Origin of the sequence: Thermomonas sp., assembly GCF_041919455.1 — a bacterium.
In the GTDB taxonomy this organism is placed as follows: domain Bacteria; phylum Pseudomonadota; class Gammaproteobacteria; order Xanthomonadales; family Xanthomonadaceae; genus Thermomonas.
Map to the genome: position 1 here is coordinate 136,952 of NZ_JAYRTQ010000003.1, position 17,397 is coordinate 154,348.

Here is a 17,397-nt window from a genome sequence, read left to right on the forward strand (position 1 = left end):
GGTCCTACTGGCGAACGGCGTAGGGCCCGAACGTATTGCCGATGAAGCCGCCGGCGCGGTCGACGCTGAGCAGGCTGGCATCCAGCCGATTGAGCAGGCTGTTCCATGCACCTGTTTCGCTGCGCCACGTGACGTCGAGGTGCTGGCTGTCCAACTGGAAACGCAACGACACCGCATCAACGGTCGATGCCAGCGGCACCCGCTTCAACTCGCGTCCCGCGATCGGATCGTCCTTGCCGGCACGCAGGCGCAGCACCAGCGCGGCACCGGCGGCGTTGCGTTCGACCATTGCCAGGACGTGATGGGTCTCGTTCTGCAACAGCGCCAATCCGGCCTGTTCGCCCACATCCAGCGACGCAGGTTCCAGCGTGGCCTCGATGCGCGCGTGATGATGCTGCAGGCGGTGCGCGAGATAGGTCGGCTGGCCATTGCCGGCGCTGCCGTGCGCGCCAAGCGCGGTACGACCGGGCACGATGCGGAGTCCGTCACCGCCGGTACGAAACCACGGCTGTTGCGGGGCATGCAGGGTCAACCATTGCGGGCCGGGCTTCGCAGTGAACCGTTCGCTCCACGCCATCGGCCCGGACATCGGCCTGGTCGCCGGATCGCGCGGCAGGGCGGGACGTGATGCAACGGCCGGCACGCGTGCGCCGCGCGGCAAGACCATCGGCCAGCCATCGTCGGTCCAGCGGACCGGCAGCAGGAACGTCTCGCGGCCCAAGTTGTACTGGTTGCCGCGATACGGCCGCGTGCCCAGGAACACCGTCCACCACGAGCCGTCCTGCAGCTCGATGAACTGCGCATGCCCGGTGGAGGTGATCGGCGAGGGCCGGTTCGGGTCGAGGTCGCGCTGGGTCAGCGAGGGATTGCCGGTCCAGGCCACGTACGGGCCTTCGACATCGCGGCTGCGCCACACCATCTGCGCATGCTGCTCGCCGGTACCGCCTTCGGCGGCGGTGAGGTAGTACCAGTCGCCGCGCCGGAAAATATGCGGGCCTTCGACGTGTTCGGGTTTGCTGGCAGGATCCACGCCGCCATCGACCAGCACCTTGCGTTCGCCGACCAGTTGCATGGTGGCGGTGTCGTAGCGCTGCAGCCAGATCGCGCGGTGGCCGTCGTAGCGCATCGGCACCTGCGGGATGCCGTTGCTGACCAGCCAGGCGCTGCCGTCGTCGTCGAAAAACAGCGACGGGTCGATGCCGTCGAACGACATCCAGTGCGGATCCGACCACGGACCGGCGGGGTTTTTCGCGCTGATCACGAAATTGCCCATGCCTTTGCCAGGGCAATAGAAACAGGTATTGGCGATGTAGAAGGTGCCGTCGTGGTGGCTGATGGTGGCGGCGAACAGGCCGCGGGTGAGTTCTTCGGCCTCGCCATAGGGCATCTGTCCCGGCCGGTCGATGGCGTTGCCGATCTGCCGCCACGACACCAGGTCACGGCTGTGGAACACCGGCAGGCCCGGGAAATAGCCGAAGGTCGAGGTGACCAGGTAGAAATCATCGCCGACGCGGATTGCGGACGGATCCGGATAGAAGCCTGCAAGGACCGGGTTCCGGTACTCGCCGGCAGCGGGAACCGGACCGCCATCGTCGCCGCTGTAGTCGATGCGGGTGAAGCGGGCTTCGCCGGCCGCGGCGGCCACGCTGCAGGCGAACAGGGCGATCGCAAGACCGCAACGATGCATCGTCATCAGACACTCTCCGGAATCGATCGGCCCGCATGGCGCTTCGACCACAGCGCATGCAGGCCATGCGCGGCGAGGTCTTCGGGATGGCGTTGCACGCCGATGCCGAGCGATGTCAACGCATGCGCATACGAGGCGAGCAGGCGGTCGTTGCCGACCAAGTGCACCTGCGCAGGCCGCGGTTTCTGCGAAAACGCACCCGAGGCGCGCAGTTCGTGGCCGATCAGCAGGCCGGAGAGATACGACGGCAAGGCCGTCTCCGCGATCTGCTGGAACAGGCCGGCGGTGCGCACGCCGAACAGATGGTGGAGCAGGCCGCCGTCGTGTTCGCTGCGGCGCAGGCCGGCATCGAAGGCGAAGGCATCGAAGCGGCTGTCTTCGACCGGCATCAGCCGGCCGAGGATGCTGTGTTGGCGCAGCACCGCGTACAACTCGCCGGTCATGGCAGTGGCGATGCGCTGGATGCGGCCGTCGCGCACGCCGACCCACTTGCTGTGCGTGCCCGGTAGGCAGACCAGGTGGCTGCCGACCGCCAGGTGGCCGAGCAGCACGGCGAGTTGGGTTTCCTCGCCACGCATCACGTCCGGCACGCTGTCGGAGACCAGGTCGCGCAGGCCCGGCATCAACCACAGCGCACGGCCGTCGAAGCCGGGCGGATGGAACCGTTGCATGCCGTCGGCGAGTTCGGCGATGCCGGCCGGGCAATCGAGGTACGACACTTCCTGCCAGCCGCCGCGTCCGCCGACCATGCCGCACAGCATGATCACCGGATCGTCCCAGCCCGCGATGCCGCGCGCCAGCACCTCGCCGAAGCGGCCAGCGCTGGCCAACACGCCCTCGTCGCTGCGCCGCCGCTCCAGCACCATGCCGCCCGCATCGAGGCGGTACAGGCGCAGGCTGCTGGTGCCCCAGTCGACGGCGATCATGGCAGTCGCACCCGGTCTTCGCCGCGCGACAGCACCCGGCCCACGTGATGGGCGAAGATGCCGCCGGAGGCCGGCTGCGCGGCCAGTACATGTGCCGGCAGGCCGACGCGCGCACTGCTGATGAACAAGGTGTCGCCACGCAGGGCGACGCGACTCGGCTGCGGCGCGGCGATCCGGACGATGCGGTCGACGCGGCCGTCGGGCAGGTAGCGGACCACCCGGCTTGCGCCCCATTGCGCGTTCCACAACGCGCCTTCCGCATCGACGATGGAGCCGTCGGGCGATGCGCCCTCGGTGTCCAGTTCGACGAAGACCTCGACATCGCCCACTGTCGCGCGTTCCGCGTCGTAGCGGCAGCTGAGGATGCGTGGGTCGATGGAGTCGCAGAAATACATGCGGGTGCCGGCGGCGTCGAAGCAGATCGAATTGGGAATCGCGGAAGGCGGCAAAGCGAGTGCGCGCAGGCCATGCGCCGCGGTGTACTGGTAGAAGCGACCGGCGCGGCGTCCGTCCGGGTGCTCGCTCTTGGTGCCGAACACGAAGCCGCCGCTGCGGTCGGCGCGACCGTCGTTGATCCGGGTCATCGCATCGCCGGGCTCGACCTCGACCAGCTTCGCCAGCGGCAAGGTGGAGGCGTCCGCATGCGCGTCGATGTTGGCGGCGTAGAGACCCTTGGCCAATCCCAGCAACAGCCGGCCGTCATCGCCCAGGCCGATGCAGGCCAGCGGCTGCGGCAGGGTCCAGTCGTGGGTGTGGCCATTGGCCGGGTCGTAGCACCACAGCTTGCAGGCGAGGATGTCGACCCAGTACAGCCGTTGCCGGCGTTCGCACCAGAGCACGCCTTCCCCCAGCTCGCAGCGGCTGTCCAGCAACAGCGTGGCCGTCGCGCCCTTCATCCGTTCACCACTCCGCCACGCTGCCGTCGGCATGCCGCCACAACGGATTGCGCCAGCGTGGTGGCAGCTTGTTGGCGGCGATGAGGCGTTCCTCGTCGATCTCCACGCCCAGGCCCGGCTTCGGCAAGGCGGCGATGCTGCCGGTGCTGTCGCAGCGGAAATCGTCCTTGTTCAACACGTAGTCGAGCAGGTCGGCGCCTTCGTTGTAATGGATGCCGATGCTCTGTTCCTGCAGCATCGCGTTCCAAGACACGAAGTCCACCTGCAGGCAGGCCGCCAGTGCGACCGGGCCGAGCGGGCAGTGCGGGGCCAGCGCCACGTCGTGCGCTTCCGCCATCGCCGCGATCTTCACGCATTCGGTGATGCCACCGGCATGCGAGAGATCGGGTTGCAGGATGGCGAGCCCGCCCGCGGCGAGCACCGGCTTGAACTCGGCGCGCGTATACATGCGTTCGCCGGCGGCAAGCGGGATCGACGTGGCATCGGACAGCGGCCGGTAGTACTCCCAGTGTTCCGGCAGCACCGGTTCCTCGACGAACAAGGGCTTGAACGGTGCCAGTTCGCGCAGCAGCACGCGCGCCATCGGCGTGCTGACCCGGCCATGGAAGTCGATGCCGAAATCGACCGCATCGCCCATCGCCTCGCGGATCGCCGCGACCTTGGCGACCGCGGCGTCGATCGTGCGCGGGCTGTCGATCAGCTTGAGTTCCTCGGTGCCGTTGAACTTGAAGGTATCGAAGCCCTGCGCCTGGTAGGCGCGCATCTGCGCGACGATGTCGGCGGGGCGGTCGCCACCGACCCAGCGATAGGTCTTCATCCGGTCGCGCACCAATCCGCCGAGCAACTGGTAGACCGGCACGCCGAGCGCCTTGCCCTTGATGTCCCACAAGGCCTGGTCGATGCCGGCGATCGCGCTCATCAGGGTCGCGCCGCCACGGTAGAAGCCGCCGCGGTTGAGCATCTGCCAGAGGTCGTTGATGCGTGCCGGATCCTGGCCGATCAAATAGTCGCCGAGCTCGTGCACGGCCGCTTCGACAGTCGCGGCGCGACCTTCGATGACCGGCTCGCCCCAGCCGCTGATGCCCGCGTCGGTCTCGACTTTGAGGAACAGCCAGCGCGGCGCGGCCTGGTAGGTGGTGAGCCGGACGATCTTCATGCCGCGTGGTCCAGCCAGGCCTGTCGGAAGGCGCGCGCATGCGTGCGCGTGGCGTCGACCGATTGGCCGGGCTTGTAGAGTTCGCCGCCGATGCCGGCGCCCGCGCAGCCGGCGGAGAGGTAGCCGGGGAGCGTGTCGGCGGTGACGCCACCGACGGCGAAAAGAGGGACGGGCGGCAATACGCTGCGCAGGGCGCGCACCATCGCCGGCCCGTGGATGGAGGCGGGGAACAGTTTCAGCAGCTGCGCGCCGGCATCGAGCGCGGCGAAGGCTTCGCTCGCGGTGGCGCACCCCGCCGCGACCAGCAAGTCGCGCTCCACCGCGTGACGGATGACAGCGGGGTTGGTATTCGGGGTGACGGCAAGGCTGCCGCCGGCATCGACCAGCGCATCGACATGCGGAAGCGTCAGCACGGTGCCGGCACCGATACGTGCGTCCACGCCGAACTCGCGCGCCGCGATCGCCACGCTCTGCTGCCAGTCGGGCGAGTTGGTCGGGACCTCGACGGCATCGAACCCTTCCTCGACGAGCGCGCGGACGTGATCCGAGGTCTCGTCGGGGGTGATGCCGCGCAGGATCGCGATCAGCGGCAGGCGGAAGGGCGTGGCGAGGGCGTCCATGCGGATCAGTCGTGGTAGACCTGCGAGCGACCGCCATCGATGAGGATGTCGGTGGCATTGATGAAGCGCGCTTCGTCGCTGGCCAGGAACAGCGCGGTGTAGGCGACTTCCTCCGGACGGCCGATGCGCCGTGGCGGCAGCAGTTCGGTCTGGCGCTCGCGTGCGCCGGGTTCGCGCTCGAACCAGTCCTCGATGCGCGGCACCAGGATCAGGCCCGGCGAAATCGAATTGACCCGCACGCCGCGCGCGGCGTACTCGATGCCGAGCGAACGGGTCATGCCGACCAACGCGTGCTTGGCGACCGGGTAGGGGAAGGCGCCGGGGATGGTCTTGTGCCCGTGCACCGAGGCGATGTTGACGATGCTGCCCGCGCCCTGTGCCAGCATCGCCGGCAGCACCGCGCGGCACAGGTGCCAGGCGCCCTTGAGGTTCAGCGACAGGCAGCGCTCCCAGTCGGCATCGCTGAGCGACAGCGGTTCCGAGAACACAGTCGCACTGGCGGACCTGATAAAAGCAGCTGCAAACGCTGACGGCGGCGTCCATTTCGAGCCGCCGAAGTTTCCAAAAGAAGCGCTTGCTCTCGATTACGATGAGGTGTCCACCGCCTTCGGGCAGGCAAATAGCCGGTGGGTTCTAAAGCAGGTTTGCTACATCGTGGTGACCGGCCTGCTGCCACTTGTAGAGGCGATACAGTCCCGCGACACCCCCCGATGAACTGTACTGGCGTCATGTGCAGCCTAGGCAGAGTCACCGGCGATCGGGCCGACGGCGGAGGCGCTACCTGCAAAGCCTGACCCATAGCAGCGTGGAGTCGTGAGTATGCAGAACGTCGCATAATGCATATTCCCGACGGCTGGAATGCCTCTGTGGCTTCCTGAGCCGCCATCCCTGACGCTTTCGCAGGGGTAGCCGCTGGGAGGGTAGCGGCCAGCATCAAGAACACCGCCGCTGCGCTCGCAGCTAGCTTGCGCCACACCGACTTTTCTTCGCGGCTGATCGCGCGGGCTTCGCCCACGATCCCTAGGACACGTGCGAGAGGCACGCCGGTTACGCCCGCAATCGTCGCGCACTGCACCGCGTCGGGGTAATTCCGACCGCTCCGCCAGTTGCTGACAGACGCCCGGGTTACCCCAAGCGATCTGGACAATTCCGCATCACTGCTGGCCTTCATCGCCTTTTTAGCCTTGTCAAGTAGCGCTGCAACATCACTCATCGGTTAGACCCTCTTGACAGCGTGCGTTCAGCGGGACTATACAAGCGCCCGTGCTTAGAGACTCTAAGCAATCGACCATGCCGCGCGGGGCTGGTCACGGGAATGGGGCTGCGCCCTCGTAGTACCGGATTGGCCCCGCCGGCTCCAGCAAGGGGCAGGGGATGACCACAGCACTCGTACTCTCGATTTTGATCGGTGGAACTGCCCTCGGTCTTGTCGTCGTCGGCGTCCTTCGTTTGGTTCGGCAATGAGCCGCCGCAAGCCGCGTGTTCTGACCGATCGCGAGCGTGGCGCGAGGATGGCGCTTCAGGCAGCAACCGACCGCCTGCATCAGCTTTCGACCGAAACGCAGCGTGATCTTTTCGTATCCCGGCGAGCGCTTCTCGCTGAGTGGATGGGCATTCGCGCCGCTGCGCGGCTCGCGCTCGCATGACCACGCGCGACAACCTCCTTGAAGCCGCTGCACGCCGTCGCGAGGACGCAAATCGCGTCTTAGCGCCCGGCATTCCGTGGTCATCGAAGGGGAGCCGCGAAGCGGCGACCCTTGGGCTTGTCCCTTCTTCAACAAGTGGTCACGGCCTCCAGCGAGTGGCGATCACATTGGATCAGGCGCGCATCCGTGCGATGCGGCTTAGAAAATCAATCATCACCGGATCGAGGCTCCATGACCAAGAAGCGCGGGAAGGCTCCATTCGGGGGGCGTGGTACATGCTCACAACGACGTACCGAGAGGGAAGTAACAGCAGCCCTCGCGACGTTAGCGATTTGGTTCGATCAGTCCGGCGCTATTTCAATCGAATTGCAGAACGTAAGCACCGGGCGAATCGTCCGCGCTTCCGTTATCTCTGGGTCGGTGAACTCACAAAGCGGTTGCGCCCGCACTACCACCTGTTGATTTGGATTCCGCGCGGCTTCTGGCTGCCGAAAGCGGATCAAACCGGCTGGTGGCCTCACGGCTCCACGAAAATCGAAAAGGCCCGCAACGCCGTTGGCTATCTCGCGAAGTACGCGAGCAAGTTCACGGGTGCGATGGCCGAAGCATTTCCCAAGGGTTTTCGCACGCACGCCATTGGCGGATTAGGCGAGGAATCCAAGCGGGAATTGCGGTGGTGGAAAGCACCCACTGACGCGCGCAATGCACTCGGCCCCCATGCCGACATTCGCAAAGTTCAAGGCGGATACGCCGACAAGCACACGGGGTCTTTCTGGCCCTCTCCGTGGCGCTGCTTCTTCGATAAGGGTCGGGTTATCGCATGGAAACTGGAACCCATCACATGAGCAATTTCAATTGCATCGTCATCCGCAGCGGCAAGGCCACACCGCGAATCATCAAGAAGAAAGACGGCACCCAAATGATCTTCAACGAACAACGCGCCGCCATCGAAACCGGCGAGGAATTCCCGCGACCGTTCACCATCAACTTGCAGGAGGGACAGAACCCGTTCCCGCCCGGCAATTACGTGCTTGATCCGGCATCTCTCGAAGTGGGCGATTTCGACTCGTTAAAAGTCGGACGCCGCATCGAGTTGATCCGCCTGCCTGACCCGGCACCGGCGAAGTAATCCCCATGCCGCGCGTCCTCGTCTGTCTTGATCCAGAACCCGCGAGTGATGCGGGGACGTGCGCGCAGCAAGCATGGATGGAAGTCAACACGATTCCGCCATTGCCGACTGTCGAAGAAGCCACGATGGTGGGTAGTGCGTTTTTCATTGGCCTCGCGACCCTCGGCGCTCTCCGGGGAATCCTCAAACCAAGGGACTCAGAAGTATGAACAATGTCAACAAAGAGAGCGTGATTCATCGCGCGAAGAACACCGCTCGCAACCTCGCCAATCGTGCGGCTGTGGGGGGTACTGCCCTGATGGGATCGGGCGCTGCGATGGCCGGTGGTGGTGGCTTCGACGGCTCGGAAATCGTGACCACCATCGGCACCTACGTGGCCGCCGGTGTCCTGATCATGACGGCTTTCGTGGTGGGCCGCTGGACCTTGAAGGCTTTCGGCGTCATCAAGTAAGCCGCCCTCGCTGGGGGTGGAACCTCGCCCCGGTTATGCCGGGGCGTTTTAATTTCAGAGGGCGCAAATATGGAAGGCTTGCTAGTGCTGCTGTTCGCCATCATGGCCGGCAACATCGTCGGGGGAATTGGCGATGATTGACTTCTTCCGCGACATTCGACGTGCGATCTCGCGCCGCATCGGGTACTGGATCGCAGGTGTATTGCTTGCGGCCATCCTTGGTCTTGCGGGCATCGGCAAAGCGTCCGCGCAGAATCCCGCGTTGAACTGCGGCGACCTGACGAAAGGGCGCGGAAATCCTGCGACGCCCAGTGACACGCCGGTCTGCGCGGATCATGGCGAAGCGCTAGTTATGGCCAAAGCCGTTGCGATGAAACAGCGAGCGGAGTCGCCATGGGCTAACCAGCCCATCACGAGCGACATTCCCTATGTCGCGAGCTGCGGCGGTCCCGTTGGCGGCATCGTCTACTGCCATGTCAAACACGCGATCTTTTCCGGCGTAGCGAATCTCGGTACCCGGTATTACCGTGGCGGGAACGATTGCCTTTCACGGAATGCTTCGCTCGGGACGGGGACACGGCCAACGAAGTGGATACCAGGCGACGGCGACACGACCTGCATTCACGGATGCACCTATAAAGCGATCGAAGATAAGACCCTGCGAACCGTGCACGCGAACACCGCAGGGCAGCCATCGGTGCAGACGGGCAAGATGCTCGGCAGTAGCGCGTGGGAATACACCGGCGATACCTGCCAGGTGCCGACCGGCGAGGAATCGAAGCCTCGGACGGAAGAGAAGCAGAACAAGCCCGAGTGCGTGCCAGCAGGATCGGGTCGTACCTATTGCATTAAGCCGAATGGCGACTACTGCGCCACGGCGAAGTCCGGCCGGGCGATGTGTTGGGCTCCAGGCGAGCAGGGCATCAAGAATGACGGTGATATTTCCCAGGAGTCGAAGCAGGGAACGCATGCGCCATCGCCGCCGGAGGGATCGACGCATACGAACACGACGAATATCACCAACACTACCAACAACACCACGACCAACACGACGGTCAACAACTACCAGACCAATAACGGTTCGCCAGCGGGTCCGGTTAACCAGGGGCAGGGCACCGATGGTTCTGGCGCGCCAAGTGGGCAACCAGGCGGAACGCCAGGCGGCACGGGAACGAATCCAGGCGACGACGGTGACGACGACACCGCGAGCGGTGGATCAGGCTGCGAATCCCCACCCACGAGCACAGGCAATGCGATTCTTGGTGCAATCCTCAAACAGACCTATGAGACGCGCTGTGCTATCGAAAAAGGACTTGGGTCTTTGGAAGGCGAGGGCGAGTGCAGTGAGCATGGAACCGTGGTTGCTTTTAGCTGTTCCGGCGATACCGTGGGATGTGCGCTTGCATTGCGCGCCCGTGAGCGAGGCTGCAAGGAAGCACAAGCCAATCAGCAATTAGTGCGCGACGGTGAGGGCTCATCAAACGGCGACGAAGGCGGCGAGATTTGGGGAACTGGCGATGGAATTGGCAACCTCAATGGCTCGCTTATCAGCGTCGGTGGTGGCGGTGATTTGGTGCCCATCGTTTCGCTCGGAAGCCAAACTGTTGACCTCAACGGGCCAGTCGGCAATCTGGTCGCGATCCTGAAAATGATCATCATCGCAGCCGCAGCAGCAGCGGCAGCATTCATCGCCGGGGGTCGCAACTAATGGCCGCGTTCGAGCATCCGTTGCTGCAAGGCCTTAGCGGTTTCGTTCAGTGGATCGCAGAGAGCAAGGTCAAGTTGTTTGTCGGCAAAATTTTAGGCGCGCTAGGCCTTGCCTTCGTCGCCGATAAATTCATCTATGACCCGATGATTCAACAGGCGCAGCAGTATTGGTCAATGGTGCCGGCGATGGCGGCAACGTGGGTGCATGCGCTTGGTATCGACACAGCCGTGTCGCTCGTGCTCAGTGCCTACGGGCTTCGCAACGCGTCACGAATTTTCATGCGAAAGGCTGAGCAAGCCGGCGGGGTCGATCAATGATCGGTGATACCGCTTCAATCAACCTGCTCACCGGCTTGCCCGGTGCAGGTAAGTCATTGCGCCAAGTCGAAGCCATCCTGCACGCGCAAGAGAAAGGCTTGTTGGTCTACCACTGCAACATCGACGGCTTGAACGTCGATGGTGTCATGCCGTGGGAAGACCCGAGAAAGTGGCAGGAGCTGCCCCCAGGCGCGATTCTGTTTGTCGATGAGGCACAAGAGTTTTTCCCTGCGCGACGCTCGGGCGAGCCACCCGACTACATCAAGGCGATGTCGAAGATTCGCCATGAGGGCGTGCGGTTAGTTCTTGCAACGCAACAACCCGATTATCTCGATAGCTACCTGCGCGGACTGGTCGGGATGCATGAACACCTCTACCGCATCGCCGGCAAAGACCAGAGTTTCATTTTTCGCAACCATCAGCTAATGGATCAGGTGCGCGTTTCGCTCAAGCGAATCAAGGCGCTCTATGACCATGAAAAATGGACGCTTCCCATCGATCTGTTCAAGTACTACACGAGCGCACAGACGCATACCGTGAAGTACAAAATGCCGGCGCTTATGAAAAAAGTGTTGGTGGCGGCACCGCTCGCATTAGCGTTGTTCGCCGCGCCTATCGGATACCTGATCTACAACGCGATAAAAGCGAAGAGCGACGCTGCCGAAACCGCAGCATCGGCGGGCCCCGTCCCGCCGGGCGAGGATCGGCAAGGAGCGATGAGCGCTGCACAAGGCAATTCATCAGGTGACACAAGGCGCGTCGAAACCGCCGATGAGTTCATTCTTAAGCAGGTGCCGCGAGTCGCGCATCAGTTGTGGTCTGCGCCGATGTTCGATGAGTCCATGCGCTCGCCTGTCGCTAAACCTGAGCTTTACTGCATGTCGTCGGGCGAGGGCAGGATGGCCGATGGCAAATGGCAGGGCGACACGTGTTCATGCCTGACAGAGCAGGGCACTCGGTACCAGTTGGATCAGCAGACCTGTTTCGCGGTGGTGCGCGAGGGTGGTGTCTATAACCCGTACCGTCAGCCGAAGCAGCAAAACGGCGAGGTCAAGCGTGAGCCTGAGCAACGCGAGGAACGGAGCGTTCAGGCCGAGAAGCGCGCATTGGTCGGTGTCACGTCTGAAGAACAGCAAGCGGGCTATGGGCGGATGCGCAACAAGGAGCATCCGACTGAACTTTCGACGTGGAGCATGTGATGGACGCGACGGCAAGGCGGTATGAATTGACGTTCGATCCGGCTGCGTTGCTTGCCTTAAAGCTGCTCGCGTTCGGAGTGATGATCGCGGATCACGCAGACATGTTTTTTGGAACAGGGCAGGGCGTGCATGCGCTAGTTGGGCGCATCGTCTTTCCCATCTTTGGGATCGTCTTTGCGTTCAACCTTGCGCGCATGGCTGAGAAGAAGGTCGAGCAACTTGCTACACGCTTGTTGGCGATTGGCGCTGCGTCACAACTGCTGTACGCCTACCTGCAAGGCGCATGGTTGCCGATCAATGTCTTAGTGAGCTTGGCGCTGGCGGCGCTAATGTTCGGGGCTATCAATCGTCGCGCGTGGCTTCTGGGACTTGCCGCGTTCGGACTGTCGCCATTTGTCGATTATTCGATGTGGGGCGTCTGCGGCATTGTGGGAATGGCGATTGCGTTCCGCGACGGTGCGGCGTGGCAGAAGCACTGTGCGGTCTTCGGATTCGTGTTGTCGCTAGGCCTCACGAACGGGACGCAATGGGCGCTGCTCGCGCTTCCCATCGTCTACGTCGCGGCAGCGGTGCGAGCAGGTGCAGCGCCCCGCCTCAAATGGCTTTTCTACGTTGGGTACCCGGTACACCTGCTGGTGTTGGCGATCTTCAAGCTCGGCGGATAACGTCGCGCGTCACGAAATGCATTAACGTCACGCGTCACTTAATCGTCGGACGGCGGATCAGCAGGCATAGCCGCAATTCGGTTCGCCAGTTCTTCGAGATACATTTCCGCTACGCCCTTCATGCCGCGAGTCATCGCCCAGCGTATCCGATCGGTCAGGGCGCTTACTGTCATTTGGTCACGCGTCACGTAATCTTTGCGCATGCGGTAGAGCTTTGCGCGGAGTGCGCCGGGCATAGGCTTACCGCTAGCCGTTGTCGATGGCCGGCCGCGCTTCTTGGCCAGCGGCAGTTCCAGTGTTCCCGGGTCCTTTTCGTCACGCATCACGTAATCCCCTGTCCGTTGTCGATGGTGAGATATTACGTGACGCGTCACGAAATGTCTAATGACCATTCGTTATAAGTGACATGTCACGAAATGTCACCGGGCCGGACCCAGGTGCGCAACGCGCACGGTGACGCTTCACGCTCTCGGGCTTTGCTTCATCCCATGCAAACCCGCTCTTAGTGCGTTGTCACGCTGATAGACCCATCAGGCAGCGTCGTCATGGTGGCTAGCTTGCCTTCCCATAGACACTCAACGCTCTCAGCTCGCTCTGGAAGTGGCCCCATCAAGCAGTGACTATCAAGCATGAATTCGACCGGCTCGGGCGGCGCGGGCCAGTGCCAAAGAGTCCAGGACAAGCAGCCGGCGAGGGCGAGGGCAAGGCCTCGCCAGAGTAGGTTTCGCATCGCATCCCCCGATCAGGGGCGCAGTTTAAGCGTAGCCGGCGAATCGTTCCCGCGCCGGGATCATCGTCGCCACCGGACACGGTGTCCGCTTTTTTTCCCGGCGGCGGTTGAGGTAGTTCTGTGACGCCTCACGAAATAGCAGCCCCCGCAAGCGCTCCGGGCTGATTCGTTGCCGATCCGGTGCCACAAGGTCACGACCTGCCATCCGCCAGCCTGTCCACGGGCCATGCAAGGCCGTGTGGTTCTCGACCACGCGGCGAAAGTGGTCCTCGGTCGATTCGGCTTTGCAGTAGTGGCAACAGGTCATGCGAACGCCTCCATAGTCTCCGGCGTTGGTTTCGGCCGGCGGTTTAAGCGCCAACGTATCCAGAGCCACAGCAGGGACAACCCTCGTCGCAGACTTCGCATAATGCCTATTATGTAGGATCAGAAGTGACCCAACCACGAATCAGACCCGATGCCCACTTGCTTCCACTGCAAGGCCGAATCCGATGCCGCCCACTACGACCGCGTGGTCTACAACGAAACCCGCCTGCATGGCCCTTGGCAAGACTGGCGGATGTCCGGACGCTATCTGATTGCGCCGAACAAAGCCGGCAGGATCACGCCGGAACTGCTCGGCGCGCAGTTGTTCCTGCAGACGCAGCGCGCAAAGCTGCACGCGCAGACGAAGCCGCAACCCGGCATCACCAGCGGCACGCGGCCCTGACCGGCTCATCCAGGCGGCTCAAGTCCGCATAGGTCCGCTTCAAGCCCAATTGCGCCAAGCGCTGTTCGCGCTTTGCCTTCGCCTGCAGGCACGGATCCGCCTTGGCACCCGCAGCACTGCCAGCACGCCGTGAACCACGTGCGGGCCTCATGCCGGTCGCACTGGAGCGTTTTCCGCGAATGGTCGTCGCCATCGGCTGCGAATCAGGCACGGCCCTGAATTCGACGGTCCGATCCATGCGCTGGCCAGCCACACACGGCTTTGCCTGGTAGCTGACCTGGCTGCCGTCGCCCACGCAGCGGTACAAGGTGCCGGCGGAGGCCAGCGTCGGGAACAACAGGCAAGACAGCAGGATGAGGAATTTCATCGGCGGTTCCGGGCGAATGGACATGCCGTCACCCTGCGCCTCAACCAAGGCGGAGGCTGTCGGAAAACTGCCCGTCCGCACGTGGGCACACCATGGATCGGGTTTGACTCTGGACTCGAGTCCAGACTTCATACTTCGCGCATCCCACGCGTCGAGCGCATTCCCATGCAGATCGGACAACTCGCCACGCAGGCCGGCGTCGCCATCGACACCGTCCGTTACTACGAGCGCCAGGGCCTGCTGCCGCCACCGGAGCGACGCGCATCCGGCTATCGGCAATACGGACAACCGGACATCGCGCGATTGCGCTTCATCCGCCGGGCCAAGGAACTGGGCTTCAGCCTGCAGGAGATCCAGGACCTGCTGCGCTTGAGCGGTCAGGCCGATGCTGATCGCAGCGAGGTTCGTACGCTGGCGCAGCAGCGATTGACCGACATCGAAGCCAAGCTGCGCGAACTCGAGGCAATGCGCGCCACGCTGTCGCACCTGGTCGGCCAGTGTTCCGGACAAGGCTCGCTGGAGGGCTGTCCGATCATCGACACACTCGCAGCGTTCGATCCGAACGCAGCGAGCGATTGATGTCGATGCACGACATCACCGAACACGATGATCGCGGCATCACTCGTCGCAGCCTGTTGCGCGGCCTGGCGCTCGGCGGTGCCGCGGCGGGCCTGGGCCTGTGGCGCGAACCGGTGTGGGCGCTGGCCACGCCGAAACAGACCGGCGTGTTGGCCGGTACCGACTTCGAGCTGAGCATCGGCGCGATGCCGGTCGACATCACCGGCCGCACGGCACGTGCGATCACGGTCAACGGGTCCCTGCCCGGCCCGATCCTGCGCTGGCGCGAGGGCGACACGGTGACGTTGCGCGTGCGCAACACGCTCAACGAGACCAGCGCGATCCACTGGCATGGCCTGTTGCTGCCGGCCAACATGGACGGCGTGCCCGGCCTGAGTTTCCACGGCATCGAACCCGGTGGCGATTACCTGTACCGCTTCAAGGTCCGGCAATCCGGCACCTACTGGTACCACAGTCATTCCAGCCTGCAGGAACAGGCCGGCGTGTACGGCGCGATCATCATCGATCCGATCGAACCCGAGCCCTTCGCGTACGACCGCGACTACGTGGTCCTGCTGTCCGACTGGACCGACATGGATCCGCAGCGGTTGTTCGCGCGGCTGAAAAAGCGCAGCGACTACGACAATCTCTACAAGCGTACCGCCGGCGATTTCCTCCGCGATGCGCGCGAGCAGGGTTTGTCTTCCGCACTCGCCGACCGCAAGGCCTGGGGCGCGATGCGGATGAGCCCGACCGACCTCGCCGACGTCAACGGCCATACCTACACTTGTCTCGCCAATGGCCGCCGCGCGGACGACGACTGGACTGGCCTGTTCGCGCCCGGCGAGCGCGTGCGCCTGCGCTTCGTCAACGGTTCGGCGATGACCTTCTTCGACGTGCGCATTCCCGGGCTGAAGCTCACCGTCGTTGCCGCGGATGGACAACATATCGTTCCGGTCGATGTCGACGAGTTCCGCATCGCACCGGCGGAAACGTACGACGTGATCGTGCAACCGGATCGCGACGAGGCCTGCGTGGTGTTCGCGCAGGCGATGGATCGCAGCGGCCATGCGCGCATCACCCTCGCCCCGCGTGCGGGTATGCGCGCGCCCTCCCCCACCCTCGACACGCGCGCCCTGCTGACGATGGACGACATGGGGCATGGCGGCCACGCGATGGCCGGCGGCGAGATGTCCTGCGGCGCGAACATGGACCATTCGACGATGTCCATGCCGATGCAGGCGCATCCGGCCAGCGAGAACGGCAACCCGTTCGTCGACATGCAGACGATGTCGCCGACGCCGCGCCTGGACGATCCCGGCATCGGCCTGCGCGACAATGGCCGCCGCGTGTTGCGTTACGCGGACCTGCGCAGCCTGCACGCGCCCCAGGACGACCGCGCGCCATCGCGCACGATCGAGTTGCACCTGACCGGCCATATGGAACGCTTCGTCTGGGGCTTCGACGGCATCAAGTTCTCCGATGCCGAACCGGTTCGTCTGAAATATGGCGAACGCGTGCGTGTCGTCCTGGTCAACGACACGATGATGGAGCACCCGGTGCACCTGCACGGGATGTGGAGCGACCTCGAGGATGCCGACGGCAAGTTCCTGGTCCGAAAGCACACCATCAGCATCCCGCCGGGTACGAAACGGAGTTTCCGCGTCACCGCCGACGCGCTCGGTCGCTGGGCCTTCCACTGCCACATGCTGATGCACATGGAAGCCGGGATGATGCGCGAAGTGCGGGTGGAAGAATGATGCGCGGCGCACTCGCCGCCGGACTGCTGCTGTGTGCGCAGACGGCATTCGCGCAGGACCATTCGCAGCACACGCAACACGCGCTGCCGACGTCGCCGCCACCCGATGCGACGGACGAACACGCACGGCATCGCGGCCATGCGGCAGGCGAGGACGCGCGCGGCGCCTATCGTCCGCCTGCCCTCACCGACGCCGATCGTGCGGCTGCATTCCCCGACCTGCACGGCCACGACATGTCCGCGCACATGGACGACGATCCGTTCGCGTGGATGGTGATGGCGGACCGGCTGGAATGGCAGCAAGGCAACGCACTGGCATGGGAAGGCAGCGCGTGGTTCGGGCATGACCGCGGCCGACTGTGGCTGCGCAGCGAAGGCGAGCGCGAATCGGGCCACGCGACCGAAGGCAATGTCGAAGCCTTGTGGGGCAAGCCGGTCAATGCATGGTGGGATCTGCTCGCCGGCGTGCGCCACGACATCGGCAACGACGGACGGGACTGGCTCGCGCTGGGCGTGCAGGGCCTGGCGCCGTACAAGTTCGAGGTGCAGGCCACGGCCTATCTCGGCGAGCGCGGGCAATCGATGTTGCAGGGGGAAGTCGAGTACGAATTGCTGCTGACCAACCGGCTGATCCTGCAACCGCGGATCGAAGCGACGGCGCATGGCCGCAGCGACGCAGTGCGCGGCATCGGTTCGGGCCTGGGTGAAGTGGATGCCGGCCTGCGCCTGCGTTACGAAGTCCGACGCGAGTTCGCGCCCTACTTCGGCATCGAACGCGCGGTTCGCTTCGGCAAGACCGCGGACTTCGCGCGGGCCGCCGGCCACGACGCGCATGAGACGCGCTGGGTGGCGGGCGTGCGGTTCTGGTTCTGAT

The 17,397-nt window shown here is 64.0% G+C and carries 21 protein-coding genes; 12 read left to right on the forward strand and 9 right to left on the reverse strand.

The genetic code is table 11. The annotated features are described in order from the left end of the window. Window positions 1-4 precede the first annotated feature (4 nt). The 7 genes from ACE3T8_RS02830 to ACE3T8_RS02860 are packed head-to-tail and all read right to left on the reverse strand — an operon-like array spanning window position 5 to window position 6,498. On the reverse strand, window positions 5-1,693 hold the full coding sequence (locus ACE3T8_RS02830) for a glycoside hydrolase family 43 protein (RefSeq protein WP_374606627.1): 1,689 nt from the start codon (window positions 1,691-1,693) through the stop codon (window positions 5-7). Beyond that, complete coding sequence (locus ACE3T8_RS02835) at window positions 1,693-2,613, reverse strand: 2-dehydro-3-deoxygalactonokinase (protein WP_374606629.1); 921 nt, start codon at window positions 2,611-2,613, stop codon at window positions 1,693-1,695. The genes ACE3T8_RS02830 and ACE3T8_RS02835 overlap by 1 nt, the downstream gene beginning before the upstream one ends. Continuing rightward, complete coding sequence (locus ACE3T8_RS02840; RefSeq protein WP_374606630.1) at window positions 2,610-3,509, reverse strand: SMP-30/gluconolactonase/LRE family protein; 900 nt, start codon at window positions 3,507-3,509, stop codon at window positions 2,610-2,612. Before ACE3T8_RS02840 ends, ACE3T8_RS02835 begins: the two co-directional genes overlap by 4 nt. A gap of 4 nt (window positions 3,510-3,513) precedes the next feature. Further along, a complete protein-coding gene (gene dgoD, locus ACE3T8_RS02845) occupies window positions 3,514-4,665 on the reverse strand; it encodes a galactonate dehydratase (RefSeq protein ID WP_374606632.1) in 1,152 nt (383 codons plus the stop codon). Then, window positions 4,662-5,285 (reverse strand): 2-dehydro-3-deoxy-6-phosphogalactonate aldolase, encoded by a 624-nt coding sequence (locus ACE3T8_RS02850; protein WP_374606634.1) that lies wholly within the window; start codon window positions 5,283-5,285, stop codon window positions 4,662-4,664. The genes dgoD and ACE3T8_RS02850 overlap by 4 nt, the downstream gene beginning before the upstream one ends. 5 nt (window positions 5,286-5,290) lie before the next feature. Beyond that, the gene (locus tag ACE3T8_RS02855; RefSeq protein WP_374606750.1) at window positions 5,291-5,794 is read right to left on the reverse strand and encodes an SDR family oxidoreductase; all 504 of its coding nucleotides are present in this window, start codon (window positions 5,792-5,794) and stop codon (window positions 5,291-5,293) included. Further along, window positions 5,716-6,498 (reverse strand): helix-turn-helix domain-containing protein, encoded by a 783-nt coding sequence (locus ACE3T8_RS02860; protein WP_374606635.1) that lies wholly within the window; start codon window positions 6,496-6,498, stop codon window positions 5,716-5,718. Before ACE3T8_RS02860 ends, ACE3T8_RS02855 begins: the two co-directional genes overlap by 79 nt. 247 nt (window positions 6,499-6,745) lie before the next feature. Here ACE3T8_RS02860 and ACE3T8_RS02865 point away from each other — a divergent pair, with 247 nt between their 5' ends. From ACE3T8_RS02865 to ACE3T8_RS02900, 8 genes are all read left to right on the forward strand, one after another. Continuing rightward, window positions 6,746-6,931: a hypothetical protein gene (locus tag ACE3T8_RS02865; RefSeq protein ID WP_374606636.1), complete on the forward strand. Its 186-nt coding sequence runs from the start codon at window positions 6,746-6,748 to the stop codon at window positions 6,929-6,931. Then, complete coding sequence (locus ACE3T8_RS02870) at window positions 6,928-7,776, forward strand: replication initiation protein (protein ID WP_374606638.1); 849 nt, start codon at window positions 6,928-6,930, stop codon at window positions 7,774-7,776. The genes ACE3T8_RS02865 and ACE3T8_RS02870 overlap by 4 nt, the downstream gene beginning before the upstream one ends. Beyond that, entirely contained in the window at window positions 7,773-8,060 is a 288-nt protein-coding gene (locus ACE3T8_RS02875; RefSeq protein ID WP_374606640.1) for a single-stranded DNA-binding protein, read from the forward strand. The genes ACE3T8_RS02870 and ACE3T8_RS02875 overlap by 4 nt, the downstream gene beginning before the upstream one ends. Before the next feature lie 205 nt (window positions 8,061-8,265). Continuing rightward, complete coding sequence (locus tag ACE3T8_RS02880) at window positions 8,266-8,511, forward strand: hypothetical protein (protein WP_374606642.1); 246 nt, start codon at window positions 8,266-8,268, stop codon at window positions 8,509-8,511. 133 nt (window positions 8,512-8,644) lie between these two features. After that, window positions 8,645-10,219, forward strand: a complete 1,575-nt coding sequence (locus ACE3T8_RS02885; RefSeq protein WP_374606644.1) for a hypothetical protein — start codon at window positions 8,645-8,647, stop codon at window positions 10,217-10,219. After that, a complete protein-coding gene (locus tag ACE3T8_RS02890) occupies window positions 10,219-10,536 on the forward strand; it encodes a DUF2523 family protein (RefSeq protein WP_374606646.1) in 318 nt (105 codons plus the stop codon). The genes ACE3T8_RS02885 and ACE3T8_RS02890 overlap by 1 nt, the downstream gene beginning before the upstream one ends. After that, window positions 10,533-11,735 (forward strand): zonular occludens toxin domain-containing protein, encoded by a 1,203-nt coding sequence (locus ACE3T8_RS02895; RefSeq protein ID WP_374606647.1) that lies wholly within the window; start codon window positions 10,533-10,535, stop codon window positions 11,733-11,735. Before ACE3T8_RS02890 ends, ACE3T8_RS02895 begins: the two co-directional genes overlap by 4 nt. Beyond that, window positions 11,735-12,400 (forward strand): TraX family protein, encoded by a 666-nt coding sequence (locus ACE3T8_RS02900; protein ID WP_374606649.1) that lies wholly within the window; start codon window positions 11,735-11,737, stop codon window positions 12,398-12,400. Before ACE3T8_RS02895 ends, ACE3T8_RS02900 begins: the two co-directional genes overlap by 1 nt. A 38-nt stretch (window positions 12,401-12,438) precedes the next feature. Here the strand turns inward: ACE3T8_RS02900 and ACE3T8_RS02905 are convergent, their stop codons facing one another. Continuing rightward, entirely contained in the window at window positions 12,439-12,723 is a 285-nt protein-coding gene (locus ACE3T8_RS02905; protein ID WP_374606651.1) for a hypothetical protein, read from the reverse strand. An 864-nt stretch (window positions 12,724-13,587) separates the two neighbouring features. Between ACE3T8_RS02905 and ACE3T8_RS02910 the strand changes: the two genes are divergently transcribed. Further along, window positions 13,588-13,839: a hypothetical protein gene (locus tag ACE3T8_RS02910; protein ID WP_374606652.1), complete on the forward strand. Its 252-nt coding sequence runs from the start codon at window positions 13,588-13,590 to the stop codon at window positions 13,837-13,839. On the opposite strand, the gene ACE3T8_RS02915 is transcribed toward ACE3T8_RS02910, so the two are convergent. Beyond that, entirely contained in the window at window positions 13,817-14,206 is a 390-nt protein-coding gene (locus ACE3T8_RS02915) for a hypothetical protein (protein ID WP_374606654.1), read from the reverse strand. The genes ACE3T8_RS02910 and ACE3T8_RS02915 overlap by 23 nt on opposite strands. Before the next feature lie 165 nt (window positions 14,207-14,371). On the opposite strand from ACE3T8_RS02915, the gene ACE3T8_RS02920 reads away from it, so the two are divergent. From ACE3T8_RS02920 to ACE3T8_RS02930, 3 genes are read left to right on the forward strand one after another with little or no spacing between them, the layout of a single operon-like run. Then, window positions 14,372-14,785 (forward strand): heavy metal-responsive transcriptional regulator, encoded by a 414-nt coding sequence (locus ACE3T8_RS02920; protein ID WP_374606655.1) that lies wholly within the window; start codon window positions 14,372-14,374, stop codon window positions 14,783-14,785. After that, window positions 14,785-16,524, forward strand: a complete 1,740-nt coding sequence (locus ACE3T8_RS02925; RefSeq protein WP_374606657.1) for a copper resistance system multicopper oxidase — start codon at window positions 14,785-14,787, stop codon at window positions 16,522-16,524. Before ACE3T8_RS02920 ends, ACE3T8_RS02925 begins: the two co-directional genes overlap by 1 nt. Beyond that, entirely contained in the window at window positions 16,524-17,396 is an 873-nt protein-coding gene (locus ACE3T8_RS02930) for a copper resistance protein B (RefSeq protein ID WP_374606659.1), read from the forward strand. Before ACE3T8_RS02925 ends, ACE3T8_RS02930 begins: the two co-directional genes overlap by 1 nt. The last annotated feature ends 1 nt before the right edge of the window (window position 17,397 follow it).